This is a genomic window from Caballeronia sp. GAFFF1 (genome assembly GCF_023630705.1).
Taxonomy (GTDB): domain Bacteria; phylum Pseudomonadota; class Gammaproteobacteria; order Burkholderiales; family Burkholderiaceae; genus Caballeronia.
On the sequence record NZ_JALQEM010000023.1, the window covers coordinates 1 to 24495 of the forward strand.

Below are 24495 nucleotides of genomic sequence, written 5' to 3' on the forward strand. Positions count from 1 at the left end.
AATTACTCTCAAGCGAGACGTGTGGGCGGGTTTTTCTACGGCCCGCGGCGACGAAAAAGTCGGGGGCCGCCCCCCCCCCCCCCCCCCCCCCCCCGCCCGGCCGCGGCGACACGGGGCGGTTCGCGGCGCGCGCCGCCCACTCGCGATACGAATCGCTGCCGAGAACCCAGCCTTTGAGCGTCGCCTGAAGCAGACGGGTCGTCTCGCGCTCGTCGAGCGGTTGCTCGCTCAGTTCCTTGTACGCGTGCTGACGCTCGAACGGCGTGTTGCCGAGCAGCCAGAACAGGGAGTGGTCCGTGATGAGCGAATCCACCGTAAGCCCGATGTGATGTCGGTAGCTCGACCACTTGTAGTCCTGCGGCGACGCCACGAGCTGCGCGCGCACCGGCGCCATTTCGACGACGCGCGTGGCAAGCAGAAAGTACCGCTCTCCCTCGATGACCGTCGCGCGATACCGGCCTTCCCACAATGTGCCGCGCCGCGTGTAACGCCGGTTGAAGTGCGCGACGTAACGCCGGCCGACCGCCTGCATCGCCTTGGGCAAGCTGGCCTCGTCGCGGGGCGTGACGAGCAGATGGACGGCTTGCGGCATCAGCGCATAAGCGTGGATGGCGAGATGGTGATCGCGTGAGGCCGTCCTCAGGCATTCGATGAAAAGCTCGTAGTCCTGGTCGTCGACGAAGGCGGGCTGCTGGTCGAGACCGCGCAGGATGACATGCTGCGGCTGTTCGGGGACGTAGAGTCGTGCAAGCCGTGCCATTCTGGATATTCCATGGGTCGCGTTTGTGTTACCCCAAGCGGGGGCTGACTGGAGACGCTGCTGCAGCGGGGACACAAGACGCATGCAAGGGCCGTGCAACGGGACTCCGAAGCGGTCTTTCGCCCTAGGGAAAATGCTCTACCGTGCCGCTATGGTGACTTTGAAATGATGTGTTCATAATGAGCGTGCTTTCAGGAGGAGCACAAATTGAAAATAAAACAAGTCATGGCGGGGATCGCAGCACTCGCATGCGTGTCCACCGCGGCACACGCGCAATCGGCTGGGTCCATTTACGCAACTGCAGGCTGGTTTCACTTTGCACCGCAAGACAGCAGCGGTCCGCTCAAAGAAACAAGTGTAGGCGGATCTCCCGTTAATATCAGCGTACCCGGCACGGGTGCCGGCATCGGAAGCGCTGATACCGCCGGCTTCACGCTGGGCTACTTCGTCACCGACCACATCGCCACCGAACTGGAGATGGGCATTCCGCCCAGCTTCGATCTCAACGGAACCGGAACGCTCTCGCAGTACGGCAAGATCGGCAGCGCCAAGCAGTGGAGTCCCACGCTGCTGTTCAAATACTTCTTCAACGCTCCTGACGCGAAGTTCCGCCCGTTCGCCGGCATTGGCGTGACACGCACCTGGTTCACCGATGCGCAGATTTCGAACAGCGCATTCGAGAGCACCGTGCTGCATGGTCCGACCACCGTCGATACGGATAGTTCGTGGGCACCGGTCTTCAATCTGGGCGCTCAGTACAATTTCACACAACACTGGTTCGCGGCGTTCTCCGTGTCCTTCATTCCGTTGAAGGCGACCGCCAAGTTGAGCACGCAAGCGCAGACGCCTGTCGGCACGCTTAACGTGCAATCGCAGGCGAAGATCACCATCAATCCGATCGTGACGTATCTGCGCGTCGGCTATCGTTTCTGATCGCGCGAGCAGCGGTCGCTATGCAGTCCGAACGCCGTCGTGCAATCAGCATGACGGCGTTTGCTTTTACACGCGCCTTGTAAATGTGACTTGCGCGGCGGCGCATGCCATGCACTAATTACGCGTCGACGGCGTGCGCATCACGCGCTGATACCGGCATCCAATTTGCTCAATGGCACTTTCCGCCGCGAAAGCGGAGTGTCATCCATCCACGATTCATCCATCGACGGAGCGAACATGAACGCACTGCCTAACACGCGAGACGCCATCGGAGATTCATGGAACAGCACGAGCCGCCGCGCACGCCGCATGGCGCGGCACGGCCGCGACGCTGCTGAAGATATCGGCACCGAGCTGCGCGCGCTGCTCTCCGAGCTCGAAGAGACCTTGGGCGAAGGCGCGTCTGCCGATGCCGCGAGGCTGCGCGCGCGCATCAGTGACCAAGTGGACGCGGCCCGCGCCCGTCTGAACGATTCGCAAGCGGCCGTGCGCGAGCGCGCCGCCGCGGTCATGGACGACGCCGACGCTTACTTGCGCGACAGGCCGTGGCGAACCATCGCGCTGGTCGGCGGTCTCGCGTTGCTCGCGGGCGTGCTGCTGGCGCGCGCCCGCTGACGGTTCTGTCTTCGGCTAGCTGTCGAGAAACTTGGCGCCGATGATGTCGATGCGGTCCGTGCAGATCGCATCGACGCCCCATCGCGCGAGCAGGCGCGCCCGCTCGGGATCGTTCACGGTGTAGGCGAGCACGCGCAGGCCCGCGTCGCGGATGTCGCGCACGAGCGTTTCGTCGAGCGAACGATGGTCCGCATGCAGCGAGACGCACGCGAGCGCCGCGGTCTGCGCGCGCCAGTCTGCCGGCACGCGCTCGAACAGCATGCCGCGCGGCAGATCGGGCGCGGCGGCGCGCGCGGCTTCCAGCGCCTCGAACGAAAACGATGACAGCAGCGGCGCGGGCTCGGCGCCATTCCAGAGACGCGCCGCCTCACGCGCGACCAGTTCGCCTGTTTCGACTTCGCGCCCCGGACACGGCTTGATCTCCACGTTCGCAGCCAGACCTAGCGACGCGCATTGCTCGCGCACTTCCGCGAGCGTCGGCATGTGCGCGCCGGCAAATTCCTCGCTGAACCACGACCCCGCGTCGAGCGCGCGCAATTGCGCGTAGGGCATCGACCTCGCCGCGCCGTGGCCGTTGGACGTGCGGTCCACGTCGTCGTCATGCAGCAGGAACACGACATTGTCGGCCGACAGCTTCGCATCGAATTCGATCATCTTCAGGCCGAGACGCGCGCCCGTCCGGATGCCTTCGAGCGTGTTCTCCGGCGCGAGCTTGCCGCCGCCGCGATGCGCGACGATAGCGGGATACGGCCAGGTTCTCATCGCGGTTCTCCTCAATTGGCGCGCAACCCGGTATCCGGATCGAAGAAGTGGAGTTGCCGCGCCGGCACCGAAACCAGCAGCTTCTCGCCCCGCTGCGGCCGATGCGCATGCGGCAAGCGCGCCGCCACCTCATGCTTGCCCCACTTCCCATGCGCGAGATTGTCCGCGCCGAGCAATTCCACCGAATCGACGTCCAGCGTGGCGCTAGCCGTTTCGATATAACCGGGCGTCATGTGCTCCGGGCGAATGCCCATGATCCACTCGCGCCCGCACATCTCGCGCGTCAAGCCATGTGCGCCCGCAACCGGGAGCTTCGGCCCGCCGCGCGCCACTTCGAACACCGAACCATCTTCCGACAAGCGGCCTTCGAGCAGATTCATCGCGGGCGAACCGATGAAGCTGGCGACGAACACCGACGCGGGACGCTCGTACACTTCGGTCGGCGCGCCGATCTGCTCCGCGCGGCCCTTGTTCATCACGATGACGCGCTGCGCGAGCGTCATGGCTTCGATCTGATCGTGCGTCACATACAGGCTCGTGGTGGCGAGACGCGCATGCAGGCGCTGGATTTCGAGGCGCATTTGCACGCGCAGCTTGGCATCGAGATTCGAGAGCGGCTCGTCGAAGAGAAAGACGGCCGGCTCGCGGACGATCGCGCGCCCCATTGCCACGCGCTGACGTTGCCCGCCCGACAACTCGCGCGGCTTGCGCGCGAGCAGGTGTTCGAGTTCGAGAATACGCGCGGCATTCGCGACGCGGCTCTCGATGGTCGCGCGGTCCGCGCCGCCGATCTTCAGCGCATACGCCATATTCTGTGCGACGCTCATGTGCGGATAAAGTGCGTAATTCTGAAAGACCATCGCGATGTCGCGATCTTTCGGCTCCAGCTTGTTCACCACGCGCCCGCCGATCTCGATCGTGCCTTCCGACACGCTTTCGAGACCCGCGACCATGCGCAGAAGCGTCGACTTGCCGCAGCCCGAAGGCCCGACCATCACGACGAACTCGCCATCGTTCACCGCCACGTCGATGCCATGCAGTACGTACTGCTTGCCGTCGTACGTTTTCTTGACGCCCTGGAGTGTCAGCGCAGCCATTGAACCCTGTTCTCCTTATTATTTTTCCGCATCGACGAGGCCGCGCACGAACCACCGCTGCATCGTCAACACGACCGCGAGCGGCGGCAGCATCGCGAGCAGCGTCGCGCTCATGACGAGATGCCACTCGGTCGCCGTATCGCCCGAGGCGATCATGCTCTTGATGCCGACCACCGCCGTTTGCAGCGACTGCTCGTTGGTGATGAGAATGGGCCAGAGATACTGATTCCAGCCATAGATGAACGTGATGACGAAAAGCGCCGCAATGTTCGTCTTCGAAAGCGGCAGCACCACGTCCCAAAAAAAGCGCAGCGGCCCCGCGCCGTCGATGCGCGCCGCTTCCATCAGTTCGTCGGGCAGCGTCATGAAGAACTGACGGAACAGGAACGTGGCCGTTGCCGAAGCGATGAGCGGCAGCGTCAGGCCCGCATACGTGTTCGCGAGATGCATCGACGAAACGACCTGCACCGTCGGAAAGATGCGCACTTCGACTGGCAGCATCAGCGTGACGAAGATGAGCCAGAACGCGAGGTTCTTGAACGGAAAGCGGAAGAACACGATGGCATACGCCGAAATGATGGACACCGCGATCTTGCCGATGGAGATGACGAGCGCCATGACGAGACTGTTGACGAGCATGCGTCCGAACGGCGCGGCGGCGTTGCCGCTGCCGTGCGTCCAGATGTGCGCGACATTCTCGAACAGATGCGTGCTCGGGAGGAGCGAAAGCGGCACGGTGAAGACTTCTTTCGCGCTCATCGAGGCCGCGCAGAACGCGACGTAGACCGGAAACACGATCAGCGCGACGCCGAGTATCAGCACCGCATGACAGAAGATATCTAAGCCGCGGCGGTTCTCGATCATGAATATTGCACCCTGCGTTCGACGAAACGGAACTGCACGATGGTGAGCGCCACGACGATCATCATCAGCACGACGGACTGCGCGCCCGAACTTCCGATGTCGAGGCCCTGAAAGCCTTCCGCGAAGATCTTGTAGATGAGCGTTTTGGTCGATTGCGCGGGTCCGCCGCCCGTCGCGGCGTCGATCACGGGGAACGTATCGAAGAACGCGTAGACCAGATTGACGACGAGCAGGAAGAACGTCGTCGGCGACAGGAGCGGCAGCGCAATGCCAAAGAAGCGCCGCACGGGACCGGCGCCATCGATGGCGGCGGCTTCGATCAGCGATCGAGGAATCGCCTGAAGCCCGGCGTAGAAGAACAGGAAGTTGTAGCTGACCTGCTTCCAGACGGACGCGAGCACGACGAGAAACATCGCCTGCGTGCCATTGAGCGCGTGATTCCAGACGATGCCTTGCTTGGCGAGCGCATAGGTCACGAGCCCGATGCTCGGATTGAAGAGAAACGACCACAGCACCGCAGCGATGGCGGGCGCGACCGCATACGGCCAGATGAGCAGCGTTTGATACGCCTTCGCGCCACGCGTCACGCGATCCGCGCAGGCGGCAAGCACAAGCGATATCACGAGGCCGGATACGGTGACGAGCGCGCAGAAAATCATCGTCGTACTGAACGACGAAAGATAGAGCGGGTCCGCGAAAAGCTGCCTGAAGTTCGCGAGCCCGACGAATTCGCTCGATGTGCCGAATGCGTCCTGGCTTTGCGTTGCCTGAAAAAGCGCCTCGCCCGCCGGCCACAGAAAGAAGAGCGCCGTGATGGCGAGTTGCGGCGCGACGAGCAGATACGGCAAGACGCTCGCGTCGAAACGGGACCGTTTTTCCATTGACATGTCCTGAAGCGCGCCCGCGCGAGTCGCGGGCGCTTAAGCGTCGCGCGTCTTGTTCAGCCGCCGCTTTTCTCGAAGCGGCGCAGAAGTTCGTCGCCGCGCTGCACGGAAGAATCGAGCGCCTGCTGAGGCGTCTTCTTGCCCGCCCAGACCTGCTCCAGTTCCTCATCGACGACCGTGCGGATCTGCGGCATGTTGCCGAGGCGCAAGCCCTTCGTGTAGGCAAGCGGCGGCTTGTTCAACATCTGCTTGATGGCGATGTCCGCGCCGGGGTTCTTGTCGTAGAAGCCCTGCTTCTGCGTGAGTTCGTAGGCGGCAGTCGTTACCGGAAGATAACCCGTGTCCTGATGCCACTTCGCCGCCACCTTCGGCGACGAAAGATACGCGAGGAACTTCGCGACGCCCTTGTACACCGCCGGGTCCTTGCCCGAAAGCACCCACAGACTCGCGCCGCCGATGATCGCGTTCTGCGGCGCGCCCTTCACGCTGGCGTCGTACGGCATCATGCCGACGCCGTACTCGAACTTCGCGTACTTCTGGATGGTCGCCCGCGATCCCGACGAATTCGTGATGATCCCGCAGTCGCCGCTATAGAACTTGGAGACGGGCTCGTCTTTGCGGCCGACATAGGTGAACGTGCCGTCCTTCGCCATGTTCTGAAGAAACTGGATATGCGCGACCTGCAGCGGCTTGTTGAATTCGAGCGTGGCGTCGAGGCCATCGAAGCCGTTGTTCTTGGATGCGAACGGCGCGGCGTGCCACGCGCTGTAGTTCTCGAGATGAATCCAGCTCTGCCAGCCGGAAGAATACCCGCACGAGTAGCCCGCAGCCTTCAGCTTTTTCGCATCGGCTTCGACATCGGCCCAGGTCTTCGGCGGCTGGTTCGGATCGAGGCCCGCCTTCTTGAACGCGTCCTTGTTGTAGTAGAGGACCGGCGTGGAACTGTTGAAGGGCATCGAGATGAGATGCCCGGTCTTCGCGTCGCTGTAATAGCCGGAGATGGTCGGCACGAACGCTTTCTCGTCGAGCGGCACGCCCGCCTGCTTGAAGACGTCGTAGACCGGAAGCACGGCCTTCTTCGCCTGCATCATCGTCGCGGTGCCGACCTCATAGACTTGCAGGATCGCGGGCGCGTTGCCGCTGCGATACGCTGCAATGCCCGCCGCGAGCGTCTGGTCATACGTGCCTTTGAATACCGGCACGATCTTGTAATCGCTCTGCGATGCATTGAAGTCGTTCGCAATGTCGTTGACGCGCTCGCCGAGGGCGGCTTCCATCGCGTGCCAGAACTGGATTTCCGTCGCGGCGTGAGCCGCCGTGCTAGCGCCGAAAGCCAGAATGGCCGCGGCCGAGAGGGAACGGAACGAGGGCATGCATCGCATCGAGTGAGTCTCCGGTTGTCGAACGTCTGCGCGTTAAACGCGCAATGTTAGTTGTTGTCGATGACAAACAGGCGTTGATATTCTTTCAGTGCGTACCGATCCGTCATGCCCGCGATGTAATGCGCGATGAGCCGCGCCTGTGTGCTGTTGTGGCTGGGCGCGGCGGGATCGTTCGCCGACTCCTCCGCTGCCGCAATGCGCGCCTGATACGCCGGCGGCAGAAGGCGCGGATCGTCGGTGAAGGCGTCGAAGAGACCGGTCACGACGCGCCTTGCCTTATTGGCCATGCGCATGACGCGGTAGTGCCGGTACAGGTTCTTGAACAGGAAACGCTTCAGCGTGGCGGCTTGCGCGGCGACTTCGTCGCTATGGGCGACGAGCGGCGGCGCATTGCGCACGTCGTCGAGCGAGGCGGGCGCGGCGCGCGCGAGATTGCGGCTCGTGGCTTCGATCAGATCGACGATCAGCGTGTTGATGATTCGCCGAATGGTCTCGTGAATCAGCCTGCGCCCTTCGATGGCGGGAAACTCCGCGCGTGCCGCTTCGAAATGCGTGTGCCACACGCTCACTTCCGCGAGCTGGTCGAGCGTGATGAGGCCGGAGCGCAGGCCGTCGTCCACGTCGTGATTGTTGTACGCGATTTCATCGGCGACATTCGCGATCTGTGCTTCGAGCGAAGGCTGCTTGCCTGCGAGGAACCGCTCGCCGAGATCGCCGAGTTGCCGCGCATTCTCGCGCGAGCAATGCTTGAGAATGCCTTCGCGCGTTTCGAAGCACAGGTTCAGGCCATTGAACGCGCCGTAGTGCTCTTCGAGTTGATCCACGACCGCGAGACTCTGCAGATTGTGTTCGAAGCCGCCATGACCGCGCATGCATTCGTTGAGCGCGTCCTGGCCGGCATGACCGAACGGCGTATGGCCGAGATCGTGCGCGAGCGATATCGCTTCGACCAGATCTTCGTTCAGCCGCAGATTGCGCGCGACCGACCGCGCAATCTGCGCGACTTCCAGACTATGCGTGAGACGCGTGCGAAAGAGGTCGCCTTCGTGATTGACGAAGACCTGCGTCTTGTATTCGAGGCGGCGAAACGCGGTCGAATGCACGATGCGGTCGCGGTCGCGCTGAAACTCCGTGCGGGCGGCGGGCGGCGGCTCCGCATGCCGGCGCCCGCGCGACAACGCCGACCGCGCCGCGTACGGCGCGAGATGCGCTTCGAGCGCAAGCGACGAAGGCACTCCAAATCCAGCTTCTGTTTCGCTCACCGGTGGCTCCGCTTCGTCGTGCATCGTCGTGGTCCCGGCTGATGCCCGATTGGTCAGACGCTGGCAGCGAGCGTTTCGCGCACGGCCTGATCGGGCGCGCCGGTGATTTCCGTCGCGCCGAAGCGGGTCAGCAGGATGAATTTGATCTCGCCAGCTTCGGCTTTCTTGTCGACCTTCATGAGGTCGATGTAACGGTCGTCGCCGAGCTTCGGCGCGCGGACAGGCAGCTTCGCCGCTTCGATCACGCGCACGAGCCGCTTGCGCGCGGCGTCGTCGAGCCTGCCGAGGCGCACGGAAAGGTCCGCCGCCATCACCATGCCGCAGCCGACGGCCTCGCCGTGCAGCCATTCGCCGTAGCCGAGGCCGGCTTCGATGGCGTGGCCGAACGTGTGACCGAAATTGAGGATGGCGCGCTGTCCGCCCTCGCGCTCGTCCGACGCCACCACCGAAGCCTTGATCTCGCACGACCGCTTGACCGCGTGCGCGAGCGCCCGCTCGTCGCGGTCGTTCAAGGCGCCGATGTTCGCTTCGATCCAGTCGAAGAATTCGGCATCGGCGATTGCGCCCGTCTTGATGACTTCCGCGATGCCCGCCGCCAGTTCGCGCGCAGGCAGCGTATGCAGCGCGCCGATATCCGCGATGACCGCTTGCGGCTGGTAGAACGCGCCGATCATGTTCTTGCCGAGCGGATGGTTGATGCCGGTCTTGCCGCCCACCGACGAATCCACTTGTGCCAGCAGCGTGGTCGGCACCTGAATGAACGGCACGCCGCGCATGTAGCACGCCGCCGCGAAGCCGGTCATGTCGCCGACGACGCCGCCGCCCAACGCGATCAGCGTGGTCTTGCGGTCGGCGCGATTCGACAGCAGCGCGTCGAAGATGGTGTTGAGCGTTTCCCAGTTCTTGTGGGCTTCGCCGTCGGGCAGCACAACGGTCGTCACCTTCTTGCCGAGCGGTTCGAGCGCGGCGCGCAAGGCGTCGCCGTAGAGCGGATCGACCGTGGAATTGTTGACGATCGCGACCGACGAACCCTTGATATGCGGCGCGAAAAGTTCGGGGCGGCCGATCAGACCCGCGCCGATATGAATGGGATAGGCGCGCTCGCCCAGTTCGACGTTGACGGTGATCGTTGGGGTAATCATGGCGGACATTATGACTCAGCCGACTTGATGACGCCGGCCACCTCCAGTTGCATCAGGACCATGTTGACGAGCGCGTTGACGGTCGGGCGGCCCGTTTCCACGACGAAGTGCGCGCACTCGTGATAGAGCGGGTCGCGTGTTCGGAACAGCGTTTCCAGCTTGCCGCGCGGGTCGTCTGTCTGCAAAAGCGGCCGGTTCTTGTCCCGGCGCGTGCGCTGCCAGAGATCGTGCGGATTGGCGCGCAGATAGATAACGATGCCGCGATTCTTCAGATGTTCCCGGTTCTCGGGCCGCAGCACCGCGCCGCCGCCCGTTGCGAGCACGATGCCGCTCTTTTGCGACAGCTCGTCGATGACATTGGCTTCGCGCTGACGAAAGCCGCTCTCGCCTTCCAGTTCCCAGATCACCGGGATACGCGCGCCAGTGCGCGCCTCGATTTCCAGGTCCGAATCGATGAAATCGCGCTGCAAACGGCGCGCAACCGCGCGGCCCACGGTGGTTTTACCCGCCCCCATGAGTCCGACGAAAAAAATGTTCGCGTTCGCGTGCCCTTCCTGCAACGTCAATCCTTTACGGTATCGAATTTGTTCGTGCGGCAGCTTAAGGGCAAACCGCCCGCTTTGTCGAGTCGCGCCCGCCGCGCCGATCTGCCCCGCACCCGGCCGTCAGCGAGCCGCTATCCGTCCGACGCAATCACATGCGGCGTGATAAGGATGACGAGCTCGCTATGAGACCTTCGCCGCGCGTCGTGACGGAAAAGCCAGCCGATGAGCGGCAGCCTCATCAGTCCCGGCACGCCTGTCACGTCCTCGCGGTCATCGTCCGAATAGATGCCGCCGATCGCCACGGTTCCGCCGTCCTCCACTTCGACGCGCGTCTGCACGTGCTTCGTATTGATGGCGGGCCCCGACACGGTCTGTTCGCCGACGCTGTCCTTCGCTACATCCAGATCCAGCACGACATGACCGTGCGGCGTAATCTGCGGCTCGACCTCCAGTTTGAGCGCAGCGCGGCGAAACTGCACGCCGGAGACGCCATTGCCGACTTTCGCCTGATACGGCAGCTCGGTGCCCTGCTCGACGATGGCCTTCGCGCGGTCCGCCGTCACGACGCGCGGCCGCGACACGACCTGCCCGCGCCCTTCGGCCTCGAGCGCGCTCAGTTGAATATCCAATAGACGCGTGGCTTGCGCGGCAAAGAGCGTGAGGCCCGCCGTGGCCGCGTCGAAGCCATTGAGAGGCTGCGCCGACAGATCGTATACCACGCCGTCCTTGCCGCCCGCGATGCCGCGCGCCGCATCGCCCGTCGGCGCGACGCCCAGTTTCACGCCGAGATTGCGCGACAACCCGGTCTCGCCCTCCACGATCCGCGCTTCGATCATGACTTGCGGCGTCGGTTTGTCGATCGAGGCGATCAAATCGGCGATCTGCTGCACGCGTGCGTCGAGGTCGGTGACGAAGAGCAGGTTGGTGCGGGCATCGGCCATCGCGGAACCGCGCTTGGACAGCACGCGCTGCGTGCCGGAGCCGGTGAGCAGCTTGCGCACGTCTTCGGCGCGCGGATAGCGCAGCAGGAACGTGCGGCTCGCGAGCGGTTCGAGATCGGCGGCGCGCGCATGCGCTTCGTATCGCAGCTTTTCGCGGGCGGCGAGCTCGGCGAGCGGCGCGACCCAGATCACGTTGCCGTGCTGCTCCATGGCAAGCCCGTTGACGTCGAGGAGCGTATCGAACGCACGCCGCCACGGCACCGCCGCCAAGTTGATCGACACCTGACCGCGCACCTTCTCGCTCGCGATGATGTTGAGCCCGGTGAAGCGCGCGAAGCTCTGCAGCGCGGCGCTCAGGTCCGCGTTCTTGAGGTCGAGCGTGATCGGCTTGCCGTCGTCGGCGGCGGGGCGTGCATTATCCGATGCGCTCAGGCGTTGCCGCTTCGGCAGCGGCACGGGCGGGCCTTCGAGCGGCTCGTCGGCACTGGCGGCCGGCTGCGCGGCCGTGGCCGCAGGCGGCGACGGCACGATGACGGGCGACGCCGACGCGGCAGGCACGCTCGTATCGATGGCGAACTGGTCGGTCGGCAAGGTGTCGAACGATGCGGGCAGCGGCGGCAACGGCGCAACAGGCGCATCGCCGCTTTCGGCCGCGTTCACCGCGCCCGCAATCACGAGCGCAGCGACGCCGATCGCGCGGAAGATCGAAACGGCCGCGCTCACTTGCCGTCCTCCGCGAAGGTCAGCGCGCGCAGTGCGCCTTCGCCGCTCACCAGCTCGATGACGCGCGGCTGCACGCGCTGGAGCCGCTCATCGCCGATTGTCTGGCCCGGCTCGACATGCTCGACGCTCTTGGCGCTCTGCACGAGCGCCATCGCGCGATGCCGTCCGACGAGCGTGCCCACGAGCAGCATGCCCGCGCCGCGCGAAAAGCCGGCGGCGCTCTCCTTTGCGAAAGGATCGACGATGAACGCGTCGATGCGCGGCGGCTGCGCGAGCGGCACGGCGGGCAATGTGTCGTGGATGCGCAGCGTCGCGTCGAGGGTCAGCGCGCCCGCCTGCCGCCTAATCTGAACCGCCTCGGGCACGACCAGGCGTGGCAGTCCGGAAAGCGCCTCCAGAAAGCGTCGGATCTCGGGAAAGGCGCCTTCCGCGCGAAACGTCAACGCGCGTTCCGAGGGCGCCGGCGTCGGCGCCGGGTTCGGCGTGCCGCTTTTCGAAGCTTGCGGATCGATCTCGGTCACGCGCAGCCCGTTCTGCGCGGCGAGCGCGGCGACGGCGTGCAGCGCATCCCCGGCCGTCCAGTGTTCGGGCTGCATCGCGCTGGCCCCCACGCGCGTTCGCAGATCCGGCAGTTCGGCAGCCACGCGCCCTGCGTCGTCCAGCTTGCGCTGCGTCGCGGCGAGCGCGGCGCGGCTCGCATCGCGCTGACTCAAGCCGGCGTTCCGCCAGGCTTGCAGAGCCAGCGCGCATACAACGAATGCAAGCGCCACCGCAGTGATCGCGGTTCTGCGTTTCGACCATCGATCAAGCGGCTGAAGAATCGGCTGGCGCTGCCGCGTGGGGAAATTCATGCTGATCGTGTTCATCGGGTCCTCCTCGTGATCGACGCTTTGCTGCTCGCCGGTATCGGCTTACTCGCCGCCTGCGCATAGCGCACCAGCGCCGTGAACTCGTAACGGTCGGCGGCGGGCGCAACGGGCGCAACGGGCGCGACGACTTCGCGCCTGCCCGGCGACACCGTTTCGGCACGCCGCTTCATCTCCACGACTTCCACCGATTGCACGCCGCGCAGCCCTTCCAGACGCTTGAGCCAGCGCGCCGCCGTCTGCGAGTCGGGTGCAAGCGCGGCCAACTCCACTTCGTCCGTGCGTTGCGAGACGCGTTGCAGCGCGACTTCGCTCGAAGCTGGCCCGTCCGCGAGCGCATCGAGTAGCGCGAGAAACTGATCGCGCGGGGCGGCGAGCGGCTGCGCGGCCTCGCGCGCGCGACGCCGTTCGCCTTCGACGCGCAGCAGGCGTGCGTGCTCGTCGATTTGCGCGCTCGACGCGCGCAGCGTCGCTTCGAGCGCGATGCGGCGGTGGTCGAGACGCGCCCGCTCGAACGCGTCCCAGCCCACGACGCCGCCGACCGCCGCGCATCCCGTCAGCCCGGCAGCGGCGAGAATTGCGATCCGCTGACGCCGCATCGAGCGACGTTTTAGCGCTCGATGTGGAAGCAGGTTGAATCCTTCGACAATCGCGGCGCTCGTCATTGCAGCACCTCGCGTAGCGCGAGCCCGAAGGCCACCGCGAAGACCGGCGAATGTTTGAGTGCACCTGCGATTCCGGATGCGCCGTGGCAATACGGCGCGGACTCGAACGGCAACGCCGGGCAGCCGAAGACTTCGGTCAGCGCTTCGACGGAAAGCCCAGCCTGTTTGAGCAAATACTCTTGTCCGCCCACGAAGATGCCGCCGAGCGGCGCGGCGCCCGCCAGATCGCGCAACGCGTCCAAGGCGCTGCCGTACTCCGGCGCCGGATAGAGCAGGTCGCGCTCGACATCGCCCGCGTTCACGAGCCAACCGTGCAAGCCCGCGCCTTCGAGCCAGCACGCCAGATAGCGCGCCTCGGAACCCAGCTCCGTTCTGCCGGAATGGCGCATCGCGCGTAACGCGGCGGCGGGCTCGCCGTCGATGACGCACAGCGCGATGCCCGCCGCAGCCGCCGTTTCCACGCGTGCTTCGACGTGCTGACGCGCCGTCGCGGAAATGGCAACGTCCGGCTGGCCGCCCTCGCGCGATCGCACCGACCAGTCGACCGCCAGCGCGCTGCGCTCGATTCCCGACACGCGCTCGGCTTCGGCGAGCACCGCAGGTTCGAGCAGTCCGCACGGGTCCGCGCCGAGCGTCGCCATGTCGGCCTCACGCGTTTCGATCAGGCGCGCGAGCGGCACGCGCGTGGTGTGCGTCGCGGACGCCGGCAATCCCATGGCGCAACGCAACGCCCGCCACGCGCCGTTCTGCGGCAGGCGCGCGACCACCTCGCGCAGCGCGGCGACGACGGCGGCGCGGTCGATGAAATCGCTGCCCACCACCGCGCCCGGCGCGAGCGGCACTTTATCCAGATGCTCGACGCACACCGTCGAGTCCCGTTTCAGACGCCGGCTCAACACGGCGATGCGCACCGCGTCCTCGCTCACGTCGATGCCCGCCGCGAACCGGCGCGTGACCGTCAGCATCGTGCCGCGCAAGGCATTTTCGTTTCTCATGACCACTCCTTCTCTTATTCGCGCGCCGAACCGTTCGTGCGCACGCATTGCAGGAATTGTCCGGACGGCGGCGCACGGCGAACATTCGGCCGAATGGCTAACGCGTGCGGTGGCAGGATGTTTTGCCGGGCTATCGCGGGTATTGTTGGAGGTGGAAAAGCCAGCGCGATGCATCGGTCAGGTGTCTGGAGTCCCTAGGAAAAACCCGAAACCCGGACGGCTATAATCGCGGGACTGTTTTTGGTGGTGCTATGCAATCCTCTTCCCCGACCAATCCGCCTGCCACGCCGCCCGAACGGCCCAAGAAGGCATCACGCCCCTGGTACACACGGCTGTTTCTAGGTTTTCTCGTCGGCGTTTTCGCGCTGATCGTCTGTGCCGGACTGGTGCTGGGCTATGCGCTCGTCGTCGCGATGCCGAATCTGCCGTCGCTCGAAGCACTCACCGACTATCGTCCGAAGGTGCCGCTGCGTATCTATACGGCGGACCACGTGCTGATCGGCGAATTCGGCGAAGAGCGCCGCAGCGTTGTGCGCATTCGAGACGTGCCCGATCATCTGAAGAAGGCCGTGCTCGCCATCGAGGACGCGCGTTTTTATGACCACGGCGGCGTCGACCTGACGGGCATTCTGCGCGCGGGCAGCGTCGCGCTGACGAACGGCCACGCGTCGCAGGGCGCAAGCACGATCACCATGCAGGTCGCGCGCAACTTCTTCCTGTCGAGCGAAAAGACCTATACGCGCAAGATTTATGAAATGCTGCTCGCGTACAAGATCGAGCGCGCACTGACGAAAGATCAGATTCTCGAGGTGTATATGAATCAGATCTATCTCGGGCAGCGCGCCTACGGTTTCGCGAGCGCGGCGCGCGTCTACTTCGGCAAGGATCTCAAGGACATCACGCTCGCGGAAGCCGCCATGCTCGCCGGTCTGCCGAAAGCGCCGTCGGCGTATAACCCGGTGGTCAATCCGAAGCGCGCGAAAGTGCGCCAGGAGTACATTCTTCAGCGCATGCGCGAACTCGGCTTCATCACCGAGGACGAGTACGAAAAAGCGGCCAGGCAGCCGCTCGTCGTGAAAGGCCAGGGGCGTGAATTCAGCGTCCACGCCGAATACGTCGCGGAGATGGTGCGCCAGATGATGTACGCGCAGTATCGCGAGGAAGCGTACACGCGCGGCCTCAACGTCGTGACGACGATCGATTCCGCCGATCAGGACGCCGCGTATCACGCCGTGCGCAAAGGGTTGATGGACTACGAACGGCGTCACGGCTATCGCGGGCCGGAGGGTTTCATCGATCTGCCGTCGAACGCGGACGACCGCGAGCAGGCTATCGACGACGCGCTCGCCGAGCATCCGGACAACGGCGAGATCGTCGCGGCCGTGGTGACGGCGGCGAGCATGAAGGAAGTGAAGGCGAGCTTCATCGACGGCAACGTGGCCACCGTGAGCGGCAGCAATCTGCGCTTCGTCGCGAACGCGCTTTCGCCGCGCGCCCAGCCGAACCAGCGCATTCGTCCCGGCGCCATCGTGCGGCTCGTGAAGAACGACGACGGCGACTGGACCATCACGCAACTGCCGCAAGTGGAAGGCGCGCTCATTTCGATGGTGCCGCAGGACGGCGCGATTCGCGCGCTCGTCGGCGGGTTCGACTTCAACAAGAACAAGTTCAACCACGTCACGCAGGCATGGCGTCAGCCGGGGTCGAGCTTCAAGCCGTTCATTTACTCGGCGTCGCTGGAAAAGGGTTTGTCGCCGGCGACGATCATCAACGACGGACCGCTCTTCTTCAGCGCCGCGGAAACCGGCGGCCAGGCGTGGGAGCCGAAGAACTACGGCGGCGGCTTCGACGGCCCGATGACCATGCGCACCGCGCTGCAGAAGTCGAAGAACATGGTGTCGATCCGCATTCTGAACACCATCGGCACGAAGTACGGGCAGCAGTACATCACGCGCTTCGGCTTCGACGCCGACCGCCACCCCGCCTATCTGCCGATGGCGCTCGGTGCCGGTCTCGTCACGCCGCTGCAAATGGCGGCGGGCTACGCGGTGTTCGCGAACGGCGGGTATCGCGTGAATCCGTATCTGATTGCCGATATCACCGATCCGTACGGCGCGGTCGTGTCGCATCCGCAACCGCTCGTCGCGCAGCAGACTGCGCCGCTCGCCATCACGCCGCGCAACGCGTATGTGATGAACAGCCTGCTGCAAAGCGTCGCGCAGCACGGCACGGCGGCGAAAACGAATCAGCTGAAACGCAGCGATCTGGCCGGCAAGACCGGCACGACGAACGATTCGCGCGACGCCTGGTTCGCCGGCTATCAGCGTTCGCTCGTGGCGATCGCGTGGGTCGGCTACGACAATCCGCGCAGCCTCGGCGACAAGGAAACGGGCGGCGGGCTCGCGCTGCCGGTCTGGATGGACTACATGAGCCGCGCGCTGCAAGGCGTGCCCGAGTACAAGCCGTTGATGCCGCCCGATGTGAAATCACTCGGCGGCGAGCTGTACTACGACGACATGACGCCGGGCCACGGCTTCATCGCGACCATCGGCGTCAGTCAGGCGCCGCCGCAGGAAGGCGGCGTGTCGGGCGTGACGGCGCCCGCGCCGGATGTCGGCGAGCAGGAAAAGCAGGACATCATGAATCTGTTCAAGGGGCAATGAGCGTTGCGCGCCCCGCGCCGGTCACGCCGAGAAGCTGACCGGCTCGCCCGCCTGCGCGGTGGAATGCTGCGACAGCGCCGCGAAAAATTCGCTGTTGTCGCGAGTATCCCGCCACTGCCCGTCGACGTACTTGTAGTGGAATCCGCCCGCCTTCGCCGCGAGCCAGATTTCGTGCTTCGGCGGCTGAAGGTTCACGATCACCTTCGTCCGGTTCTCGAATTCGAGCGTCAGTACGTTGCCGCTTCGCTCGAATTCGATATCGGCTTCGGCCTGGTCGACGGACCGCTCGATCGCCGTCAGCACGGCCTCCGCCAAGGTCAGGTATTCCTGGTCTGTCATGCTAAACTCCATCGATTCTATGTACAGGGACGGTCATGCGAGCTGTTTTCAGGATGAGCGCGATTGTAGCGGCTGTCAGCGTTTGTGCCGCGATCACGCTCACGCTCGGCGGTTGCGGGCAACGCGGTCCGCTCTATCTCCCCGTCGTGCCTCCCATGCCGCAGCGCCCTGAGAACATTCAGGATACGCCGCCTTCCGACGTGACTCCCAGCGACGAAACCGCGTCGCGCGCCGGCAAGACCGGAGCCAACGCGGCGGGCGACGTGCCCGACACGTCCGGCGAACCGCTTTCGCTCGCTCCCGAGACCGACCTGAAATCGACGCCCGCGGCACCGAAAGCCGCGTCGTCGGCCGAGTGACCGGCAAGGTCTTCGCGCACCGCGCATCTTCCATTCCAAGCACGCATGAGTGATTCCGCATTCCACTATGTCGACGGCGTGCTGCACGCCGAAGGCGTCTCTGCCGCGTCGCTCGCGCAGCAGTTCGGCACGCCGCTCTATGTCTATTCCCGTGATGCGCTGACGCGAACCTACCGCGCTTACGCCGATGCGTGCGCCGGACGGCGCGCAGTCGTTCATGTGGCCGTGAAGGCCAACAGCAATCTCGCGGTGCTCAACGTGTTCGCGCGCATGGGCGCGGGCTTCGACATCGTCTCGTCGGGCGAACTGGCGCGCGTGCTCGCGGCGGGCGGCAAGGCCGAGAACACGGTGTTTTCGGGCGTTGGGAAGTCGGCGGCGGAAATGCGCGAGGCGCTGGAAGCGGGCGTCAAGTGCTTCAACGTCGAGTCGATTCCCGAGCTGCACGCGCTCAACGAAGTGGCGAAGTCGCTCGGCAAGCGAGCGCCGGTTTCGCTGCGCGTGAACCCGGACGTAGACGCGAAGACGCATCCGTACATTTCCACGGGTCTCAAGTCGAACAAGTTCGGCGTGGCGTTCAGCGACGCGCGCGCGACCTATCGCGAAGCGCACGCGATGCCCAATCTCGACGTTGTCGGCATCGACTGCCATATCGGGTCGCAGATCACCGAGATCAGCCCGTATCTCGACGCGCTCGACAAGCTGCTCGATCTCGTCGAGCAAATCGAGTCGGACGGCATGTCCATTCGTCATGTGGACGTCGGCGGCGGTCTGGGCATCACTTACGACGACGAAACGCCGCCCGATATCGGCGATTTCGTGCGCGCGCTGCTCGCGCATATCGAAAAGCGCGGCCACGGTCAGCGCGAAGTGTATTTCGAGCCGGGGCGCTCGCTCGTCGGCAATGCAGGCGTGCTGCTCACGCGCGTCGAATATCTGAAGCCGGGCGAGGAGAAGAGCTTCGCCATTGTCGATGCCGCCATGAACGACCTCGCGCGCCCCGCGATGTACGAGGCGTTTCATCGCATCGTGCCGGTCGTGAAGCGCGACGCGCCCGCGCACACGTACGACGTTGTCGGTCCCGTCTGCGAAAGCGGCGACTGGCTCGGGCGCGATCGCGATCTGGCTGTCGAGCCGGGCGACTTGCTCGCCATCTGCTCGGCCGGCGCGTACGGCTTCGTGATGAGCTCGAACTACAACACGCGCCCGCGCGCCGCCGAAGTCATGGTCGACGGCGAGCGCGCCCGCCTCGTGCGCCAACGCGAGGACGTGCGGCAGTTGTTCGCCGGAGAGTCGATCCTGCCGGACTGACGCTCGCTCAAATGCAGACGGAAAAAGCGATGCCGAGGCATCGCTTTTTTTATGCGCGCGTCGCTGCTTTCGACTTCAGCCACACAAGCAGACGCCAGCCGAGCAACGCAATCACGATCGCGCCGTAGATCTTCGGCAGTATCAGATCGTGCTTGCCCGCCTTCATCCACCAGAAGTGCAGGATGGCGAGCGCGGCGATGACATAGATCGCGCGATGCAGTGTCTGCCAGCGGCGGCCGAGCTTGCGCACCATCGCTTTGGGCGACGTAACGGCGAGGGGAATCAGCAACACGAACGCCGCGAATCCGACCGTGATGAACGGCCGCTTGCCGATGTCCTTCAGAATCTCCGCGATGTCGAACCACTTGTCGAACCAGAAGTACGTCGTGAAGTGCAGCGCGGCGTAAAAGAACGCATACAGCCCGATCATGCGGCGAAAGCGCACAAGCGCGGTCACGCCGGTCAGGCGTCTCGCGGGCGTGATGGCGAGCGTGATGCACAAGAACACGAGCGTCCAGAGCCCCGTCGACCGCGTGATGAACTCGATCGGGTTCGCGCCCAGCCCGCCATGCACGCCCGTCACGCCGAGCAGCACGAGGCGCGCAAGCGGATACAGCGCGGCAAGGAACACGACGACCTTGGCAGGCACGATCCAGCGCGGCCCCGTCTGCACGCGCGCCCGCGGCTGCGCCGTCTTGATATCGGTTGCGGTCGGCATGTTCAGAAGTTCTTCTTGAGGTCCATGCCCTGATACAGCGACGCCACCTGATCGCCGTATCCGTTGAATATCAGCGTCTTGCGTTTGGGCGTGAAGAATCCGTCCTCGCCGATGCGCCGCTCCGTCGCCTGGCTCCAGCGCGGGTGATCCACGGTCGGATTCACGTTTGAATAGAAGCCGTATTCGTTCGGCGCGTAGGTGTTCCAGCTCGTCGGCGGCTGCTTTTCCACGAAGCGGATTTTGACCAGCGATTTCGCGCTCTTGAAGCCGTACTTCCACGGCACCACGATACGCACCGGCGCGCCGTTCTGATTCGGCAGCACTTCGCCGTAGAGGCCGACGGTCAGAAGCGTGAGCGGGTTCATCGCTTCATCCATGCGCAGCCCTTCCGAATACGGCCAGTCGAGGATCGGCGTGGACAGGCCCGGCATCTGCGAACGGTCCGCGAGCGTGATGAACTGCACGTACTTCGCGTTGCCTGTCGGCTCGGCGCGCCTGATCAACTCGGACAGTGACACGCCGATCCACGGAATGACCATCGACCAGCCTTCGACGCATCGCAGCCGGTAGATGCGCTCTTCCAGCGGCGCGATCTTGAGAATCTCGTCGATGTCGTAGACCTTCGGATTCTTGATCTCGCCTTCCACCGACACTTTCCACGGCCGCGGACGCAGCGTGCCCGCGTGCTCGGCCGGATCGCCCTTGTCGGTGCCGAACTCGTAGAAGTTGTTGTACGTGGTGACGTCTTTGAGCGGCGTCGGCTTGTCGAGCGCGACGAACTTCGCATTGGTCTTCGCGGCGAGCTTCTGCCCCTTCGCATCGGGCGATGTCAGCGTCGCGTGGGCGAGACCGCTCGCGCCGGCGAGCCCCGTGGCCGCGAACGCGCCGATGGAGCGCAGCGCGCGGCGGCGGTTCTCGAACACCTCGCGCGGCGTGATCTCGTGAGGGGGGATGTCGTCGCCATAAAGCGCGCCGTTACGTTTGATCCACATGGAGCCGACTCCTACTTTGCTTTCGCGATACACAGGCAAACAGCAGAACCAGTGCCCGTATTCCACGCCGAAACGAAAAAAAACCGCCAGCGCGACGCATGGCGGTTTCTCCCTTTTTCTATGCCGGCCGGCTCACAGCTTGCCGTAACTGTGCAAGCCCGACAGGAACATGTTGACGCCGAGGAACGCGAACGTCGTCACGACCAGACCCGTCAGCGCCCACCACGCCGCCGCGGCGCCGCGCAGGCCCTTCATTAGCCGCATGTGCAGCCACGCCGCGTAGTTCAGCCATACGATGAGCGCCCACGTTTCCTTCGGGTCCCAGCTCCAGTAGCCGCCCCACGCTTCCGCCGCCCAGAGCGCGCCGAGAATGGTCGCGATGGTGAAGAACGCGAAACCGACCGCGATCGACTTGTACATGACGTCGTCGAGCACTTCGAGCGACGGCAGGCGGTCCGCCAGCACGCCGCGTTGCTTGGCGAGATACGCGACCGACACCATCGCGGAGAGCGCGAAGCTGCCGTAACCGATGAAGTTCGCCGGCACGTGAATCTTCATCCACCAGCTTTGCAGCGCGGGCACGAGCGGCTGAATCTGCTGCGCGTCGCGCGCAATCGAATACCACATCAGGAAGCCGACGGCCGCGCTGATCACGAGCAGCACGAACGCGCCCATTTGCCGTGTCGCGTAGTGCTGCTCGTAGTAGAGGTAGAACAGCGACGTGATGAGGCAGAACAGCACGAAGACTTCGTACAGATTCGAAATAGGAATGTGACCGACGTCGCTACCGATCATGTACGACTCGTACCAGCGCACCATCATGCCGGTGAAGCCCATCAGCACCGCGACCCACGTCATGCGCGAGCCGATCGCGCCGCCCGTCTGCGACCGCGTGACGAGTCCGATCCAGTAGAAGAGCGTCGCGAGAATGAAGAGCGCGCTCATCCACAGAATCGCGGACTGGCTCGACAGGAAATACTTGAGGAAGAAATTGGTGTCGGCGCGCGCCAGATCGTGCTGATAAAGCTGAATCGACAGCAGCGACATGACCGCGATCAGCGCGATCAGCAAGCGCACCGGCTTCCAGCGCCAGCCGAGCACCACGAACGTCGGCACCGCGCCGACCAGCACCGCCGTGTCGTACACGTCCATGTACGCGTGATAGCGGTTGAGCGCGAAACCCGCGCCCGCGACCATCGCGAGGGCGAACAGCCAGTCGAGCGCGCCGAGCCTGCGGAAGAACGGACGGTCGTCGAACACGGCGACATCGGGAAGGCTCGATGCCGGACGTTCCGTCTTGGCGGAGGCGTGGGAGGAAGTCTGTGTGAGGTCCATGATCTTACCGTGATGAAACTTCCGAGCTCGCGGCTTCGGATTGCGATTGCGGCGCGGCGGACGCCGGCGCTTTCTGAGCGGTCGGTGGCGCGGCCGGGTCGATTGGCGAAGCGCCCAGCGCCGCGCCGACCGACGCCCGCGTGCGCTCGAATTCCTTCTCGAAATCCAGCGTCCGGCGTGCGGTGGACATGGCCATCAGCACGCTCGCGCCGCCCTGCCCTGAATCTTTGAGCCAGAACCAGAGCCGACGTTCACGAACATAGAACATCGAGAAGATGCCGACGACCAGCAGAAGGCTGCCAAGATACACCACTTTTTTACCCGGCGCGCGCGTCAACTGGAATACCGAGGCTTGCACCTGCTTGAACGAATCCAGTTGCAGGAAGACGGGAGAACCGTACAGAAAGCTGTCAGAAAGCGCGTTGATCGAGGCCTGAACGAACGCCGTGCTCTTTTCGTCGATCTTCGCGTCGGGCACGCCGTTCTGCTCGCGCGACATTTGCCAGACGTCCCACATGGCGCCTTCGAGCATGCGCATCAGAAGGCCCGCGGCTTTTTCCTGCTCGCCCTTAGGCACGGATTTGTCGATGAAAGCCGCGATGCTCTGGAAACCGCCGTTCATCTGACCATTCGCGCTCGTCGCGCCGTTTTCGTCCGCGCCGGCGAACAGATTCAGCACGCGCAGCGCGCTTTCTTCCAGATGCTTCTGCAACTCGGCGTTTTCCTGCGGCACCGAGCGCATGGCGAATCGGTGTGCCGCCGCCGCGCGCGTCGCGGGCGTTTGCAGCGCGGCGCGCAAGTCCATCCACTGCTTGACGGAGCCTTGCTCGTCGGCGGGAATGCGCAGATAGCGGAACGGATCGTTCGGGCTCACGCGCATGCCGGCGAGGAACATGCGCTGCCCGCCGACATCCACCGGCAGCATGTAGTTGCTGTATTCGCGCGCCTGACCGTCCGTGCCGCGTACCTTGTACTGCACCGACGGGCCGATATTGCGCAGATCCGTCGGCCGCGATGTCTTCGCGCCGGAACCGAGGCGCTCGTCAAACGCGTCGCGCAGCGTTTCCTTCTTGCCGACGCCGCGCGCGTCCGGCGCGCCGCTGCCGTCCGTCATGTTCTCGACGTTGATCGCGCGGAAATCCGTGAATTCGACGGTTTCGCCCTGCGCGCCCGCGAACTGGGACGCGACGGGCGCGGTGCCGCCGATCGTCCCGTTGAACGGCGCGGTCTTGGCGCTGCCGCCGGTCATCGGCCAGGCGGTCATTTCGAGCTTTGAGCCGCCGTCCTGAAAGCTCGATTGGTAAATCGACACGCCGTCATACGTGAACGGCTTGTTCACCTCGACGCGCGCCGGAATGCGCTTGCCCGTCTTGTGATCGATCACGACGATATCGCTCGCGAAGAGCTTCGGCATGCCGGTCGAGTAGTAATCGACGATGAACTTGTCGAGCTGAATGGAGAACGGCAGGTCCTGAATGATCGAGCCGTCCTGCTGATTCAGAATGGCCGTGCCGACATATTGCCCTTCGGGCACCCACGCGTAGCCGCGAAAAGTTGGATTCGACGTGGAAAGGCGATGCTCGGCGGGAATGTCGTTGATGACCGCGTTCGTGGCGACCGGCGTCTTGTTGAAGAGCCACATTTGCAGCTTGATCGGCAGATTGCTGTCGAGCAGCCCGCCGATGCAGATCACGACGATCGCGAGGTGCGCCGAGATATAGCCGAGCTTCGTGAGCGCGCCGCGCTTGCCGGCGATCAGCGTCGCGCCGGTGTCGGTCTCGCGCCGGACGAAGCGATAGCCCATCTTCGCGCTGAGGCGTTCGAGCGCCGCGGCTGTCTGGGCGCGATCCGCGCCCACCACGAACTCGCCCTTGTGATGGAACGCGCGCAGACTGCCCTCGTGCACGCGATCCTTCCAGTTCTTGATATCCGCGATCATCTTCGGGCCATTGCGCACGACGCACAGCGACACCGAAATCACGAGGAACACGAGGATCAGCATGAACCACCACGCGCTGTACACGTTGTAGAGGCTCAGGCCGCGGAAGATGTCCGCCCAGAACGGGCCGAACTGGTTGACGTAGTTTGGATACGGGTCTTCCTGCGTCAGCACCGTGCCGATGATGCTCGCGATCGCCAGCACAACCAGCAAGGCGATGGCAAAGCGCATCGAACTCACGAGCTCGACGAAATGCTTCATGGCGCGACGGCTCGACTTCGACTGCAATCCCGATGTGGTGATGCTCATTCAAACTCCGGCTGACAGCAAAAAAGGGTGGAGACGTAAGCGGTCTGACCGACCGACGTCCCACCCTTTTTCTTGTTTTCGCGCCTGCCTCTGTGGG

The 24495-nt window shown here is 64.4% G+C and carries 22 protein-coding genes and 1 pseudogene; 5 read left to right on the plus strand and 18 right to left on the minus strand.

The window, feature by feature from the left end:
• Positions 1 to 91: 91 nt before the first annotated feature.
• Positions 92 to 760: pseudogene (locus tag NCR37_RS12105) on the minus strand (transposase); the annotation flags it as partial.
• A 207-nt stretch (positions 761 to 967) separates the two neighbouring features.
• Here NCR37_RS12105 and NCR37_RS12110 point away from each other — a divergent pair.
• Both NCR37_RS12110 and NCR37_RS12115 read left to right on the plus strand, forming a co-directional pair.
• Positions 968 to 1693: an OmpW/AlkL family protein gene (locus tag NCR37_RS12110; protein ID WP_502800516.1), complete on the plus strand. Its 726-nt coding sequence runs from the start codon at positions 968 to 970 to the stop codon at positions 1691 to 1693.
• Positions 1694 to 1930: 237 nt separating this feature from the next.
• Complete coding sequence (locus NCR37_RS12115; RefSeq protein ID WP_250473211.1) at positions 1931 to 2308, plus strand: glycine zipper domain-containing protein; 378 nt, start codon at positions 1931 to 1933, stop codon at positions 2306 to 2308.
• Between the two features lie 15 nt (positions 2309 to 2323).
• Here NCR37_RS12115 and ugpQ read toward each other — a convergent pair whose 3' ends face one another.
• The 12 genes from ugpQ to pilM all read right to left on the minus strand — a co-directional run bounded on the left by ugpQ (position 2324) and on the right by pilM (position 14436).
• Positions 2324 to 3070 carry a glycerophosphodiester phosphodiesterase gene (ugpQ, locus tag NCR37_RS12120; protein WP_250473212.1) on the minus strand — a complete coding sequence of 249 codons (747 nt, stop codon included), beginning with the start codon at positions 3068 to 3070 and terminating at the stop codon, positions 2324 to 2326.
• Positions 3071 to 3081: 11 nt separating this feature from the next.
• Entirely contained in the window at positions 3082 to 4167 is a 1086-nt protein-coding gene (locus tag NCR37_RS12125; RefSeq protein ID WP_250473213.1) for a sn-glycerol-3-phosphate import ATP-binding protein UgpC, read from the minus strand.
• 18 nt (positions 4168 to 4185) lie between these two features.
• On the minus strand, positions 4186 to 5031 hold the full coding sequence (gene ugpE, locus NCR37_RS12130; RefSeq protein ID WP_250473214.1) for a sn-glycerol-3-phosphate ABC transporter permease UgpE: 846 nt from the start codon (positions 5029 to 5031) through the stop codon (positions 4186 to 4188).
• Positions 5028 to 5912, minus strand: a complete 885-nt coding sequence (ugpA, locus tag NCR37_RS12135; protein WP_250473215.1) for a sn-glycerol-3-phosphate ABC transporter permease UgpA — start codon at positions 5910 to 5912, stop codon at positions 5028 to 5030. Before ugpA ends, ugpE begins: the two co-directional genes overlap by 4 nt.
• Positions 5913 to 5971: 59 nt before the next feature.
• Complete coding sequence (gene ugpB / locus NCR37_RS12140; RefSeq protein WP_250473216.1) at positions 5972 to 7297, minus strand: sn-glycerol-3-phosphate ABC transporter substrate-binding protein UgpB; 1326 nt, start codon at positions 7295 to 7297, stop codon at positions 5972 to 5974.
• Positions 7298 to 7344: 47 nt separating this feature from the next.
• Entirely contained in the window at positions 7345 to 8583 is a 1239-nt protein-coding gene (locus NCR37_RS12145; protein ID WP_250473217.1) for a deoxyguanosinetriphosphate triphosphohydrolase, read from the minus strand.
• Positions 8584 to 8612: 29 nt separating this feature from the next.
• Entirely contained in the window at positions 8613 to 9710 is a 1098-nt protein-coding gene (gene aroB, locus NCR37_RS12150; protein ID WP_250473218.1) for a 3-dehydroquinate synthase, read from the minus strand.
• Positions 9710 to 10216 (minus strand): shikimate kinase, encoded by a 507-nt coding sequence (locus NCR37_RS12155; RefSeq protein ID WP_502800517.1) that lies wholly within the window; start codon positions 10214 to 10216, stop codon positions 9710 to 9712. Before NCR37_RS12155 ends, aroB begins: the two co-directional genes overlap by 1 nt.
• Before the next feature lie 161 nt (positions 10217 to 10377).
• Positions 10378 to 11910, minus strand: a complete 1533-nt coding sequence (locus NCR37_RS12160; protein WP_350029060.1) for a type IV pilus secretin PilQ — start codon at positions 11908 to 11910, stop codon at positions 10378 to 10380.
• A complete protein-coding gene (locus tag NCR37_RS12165) occupies positions 11907 to 12776 on the minus strand; it encodes a hypothetical protein (RefSeq protein WP_250473221.1) in 870 nt (289 codons plus the stop codon). The genes NCR37_RS12160 and NCR37_RS12165 overlap by 4 nt, the downstream gene beginning before the upstream one ends.
• Complete coding sequence (locus tag NCR37_RS12170) at positions 12773 to 13375, minus strand: PilN family protein (protein ID WP_250473222.1); 603 nt, start codon at positions 13373 to 13375, stop codon at positions 12773 to 12775. Before NCR37_RS12170 ends, NCR37_RS12165 begins: the two co-directional genes overlap by 4 nt.
• A 62-nt stretch (positions 13376 to 13437) precedes the next feature.
• Positions 13438 to 14436: a type IV pilus biogenesis protein PilM gene (gene pilM / locus NCR37_RS12175; protein WP_250473223.1), complete on the minus strand. Its 999-nt coding sequence runs from the start codon at positions 14434 to 14436 to the stop codon at positions 13438 to 13440.
• A gap of 251 nt (positions 14437 to 14687) precedes the next feature.
• On the opposite strand from pilM, the gene NCR37_RS12180 reads away from it, so the two are divergent.
• Positions 14688 to 17099, plus strand: a complete 2412-nt coding sequence (locus NCR37_RS12180; protein ID WP_250473225.1) for a penicillin-binding protein 1A — start codon at positions 14688 to 14690, stop codon at positions 17097 to 17099.
• A 21-nt stretch (positions 17100 to 17120) separates the two neighbouring features.
• Here the strand turns inward: NCR37_RS12180 and cyaY are convergent, their stop codons facing one another.
• The gene (cyaY, locus tag NCR37_RS12185) at positions 17121 to 17438 is read right to left on the minus strand and encodes an iron donor protein CyaY (protein WP_250473226.1); all 318 of its coding nucleotides are present in this window, start codon (positions 17436 to 17438) and stop codon (positions 17121 to 17123) included.
• Between the two features lie 35 nt (positions 17439 to 17473).
• On the opposite strand from cyaY, the gene lptM reads away from it, so the two are divergent.
• The gene (gene lptM / locus NCR37_RS12190; RefSeq protein WP_250473227.1) at positions 17474 to 17797 is read left to right on the plus strand and encodes an LPS translocon maturation chaperone LptM; all 324 of its coding nucleotides are present in this window, start codon (positions 17474 to 17476) and stop codon (positions 17795 to 17797) included.
• A gap of 45 nt (positions 17798 to 17842) precedes the next feature.
• Positions 17843 to 19105 (plus strand): diaminopimelate decarboxylase, encoded by a 1263-nt coding sequence (gene lysA, locus NCR37_RS12195; protein WP_250473228.1) that lies wholly within the window; start codon positions 17843 to 17845, stop codon positions 19103 to 19105.
• A gap of 49 nt (positions 19106 to 19154) precedes the next feature.
• Here lysA and msrQ read toward each other — a convergent pair whose 3' ends face one another.
• From msrQ to NCR37_RS12215, 4 genes are all read right to left on the minus strand, one after another.
• Positions 19155 to 19823: a protein-methionine-sulfoxide reductase heme-binding subunit MsrQ gene (msrQ, locus tag NCR37_RS12200; protein WP_250473229.1), complete on the minus strand. Its 669-nt coding sequence runs from the start codon at positions 19821 to 19823 to the stop codon at positions 19155 to 19157.
• 2 nt (positions 19824 to 19825) lie between these two features.
• The gene (gene msrP, locus NCR37_RS12205) at positions 19826 to 20815 is read right to left on the minus strand and encodes a protein-methionine-sulfoxide reductase catalytic subunit MsrP (protein ID WP_250473230.1); all 990 of its coding nucleotides are present in this window, start codon (positions 20813 to 20815) and stop codon (positions 19826 to 19828) included.
• A 132-nt stretch (positions 20816 to 20947) separates the two neighbouring features.
• Positions 20948 to 22150 (minus strand): c-type cytochrome biogenesis protein CcsB, encoded by a 1203-nt coding sequence (ccsB, locus tag NCR37_RS12210; protein ID WP_250473231.1) that lies wholly within the window; start codon positions 22148 to 22150, stop codon positions 20948 to 20950.
• Between the two features lie 4 nt (positions 22151 to 22154).
• Complete coding sequence (locus NCR37_RS12215) at positions 22155 to 24398, minus strand: cytochrome c biogenesis protein ResB (protein WP_250473232.1); 2244 nt, start codon at positions 24396 to 24398, stop codon at positions 22155 to 22157.
• Between the last annotated feature and the right edge of the window lie 97 nt (positions 24399 to 24495).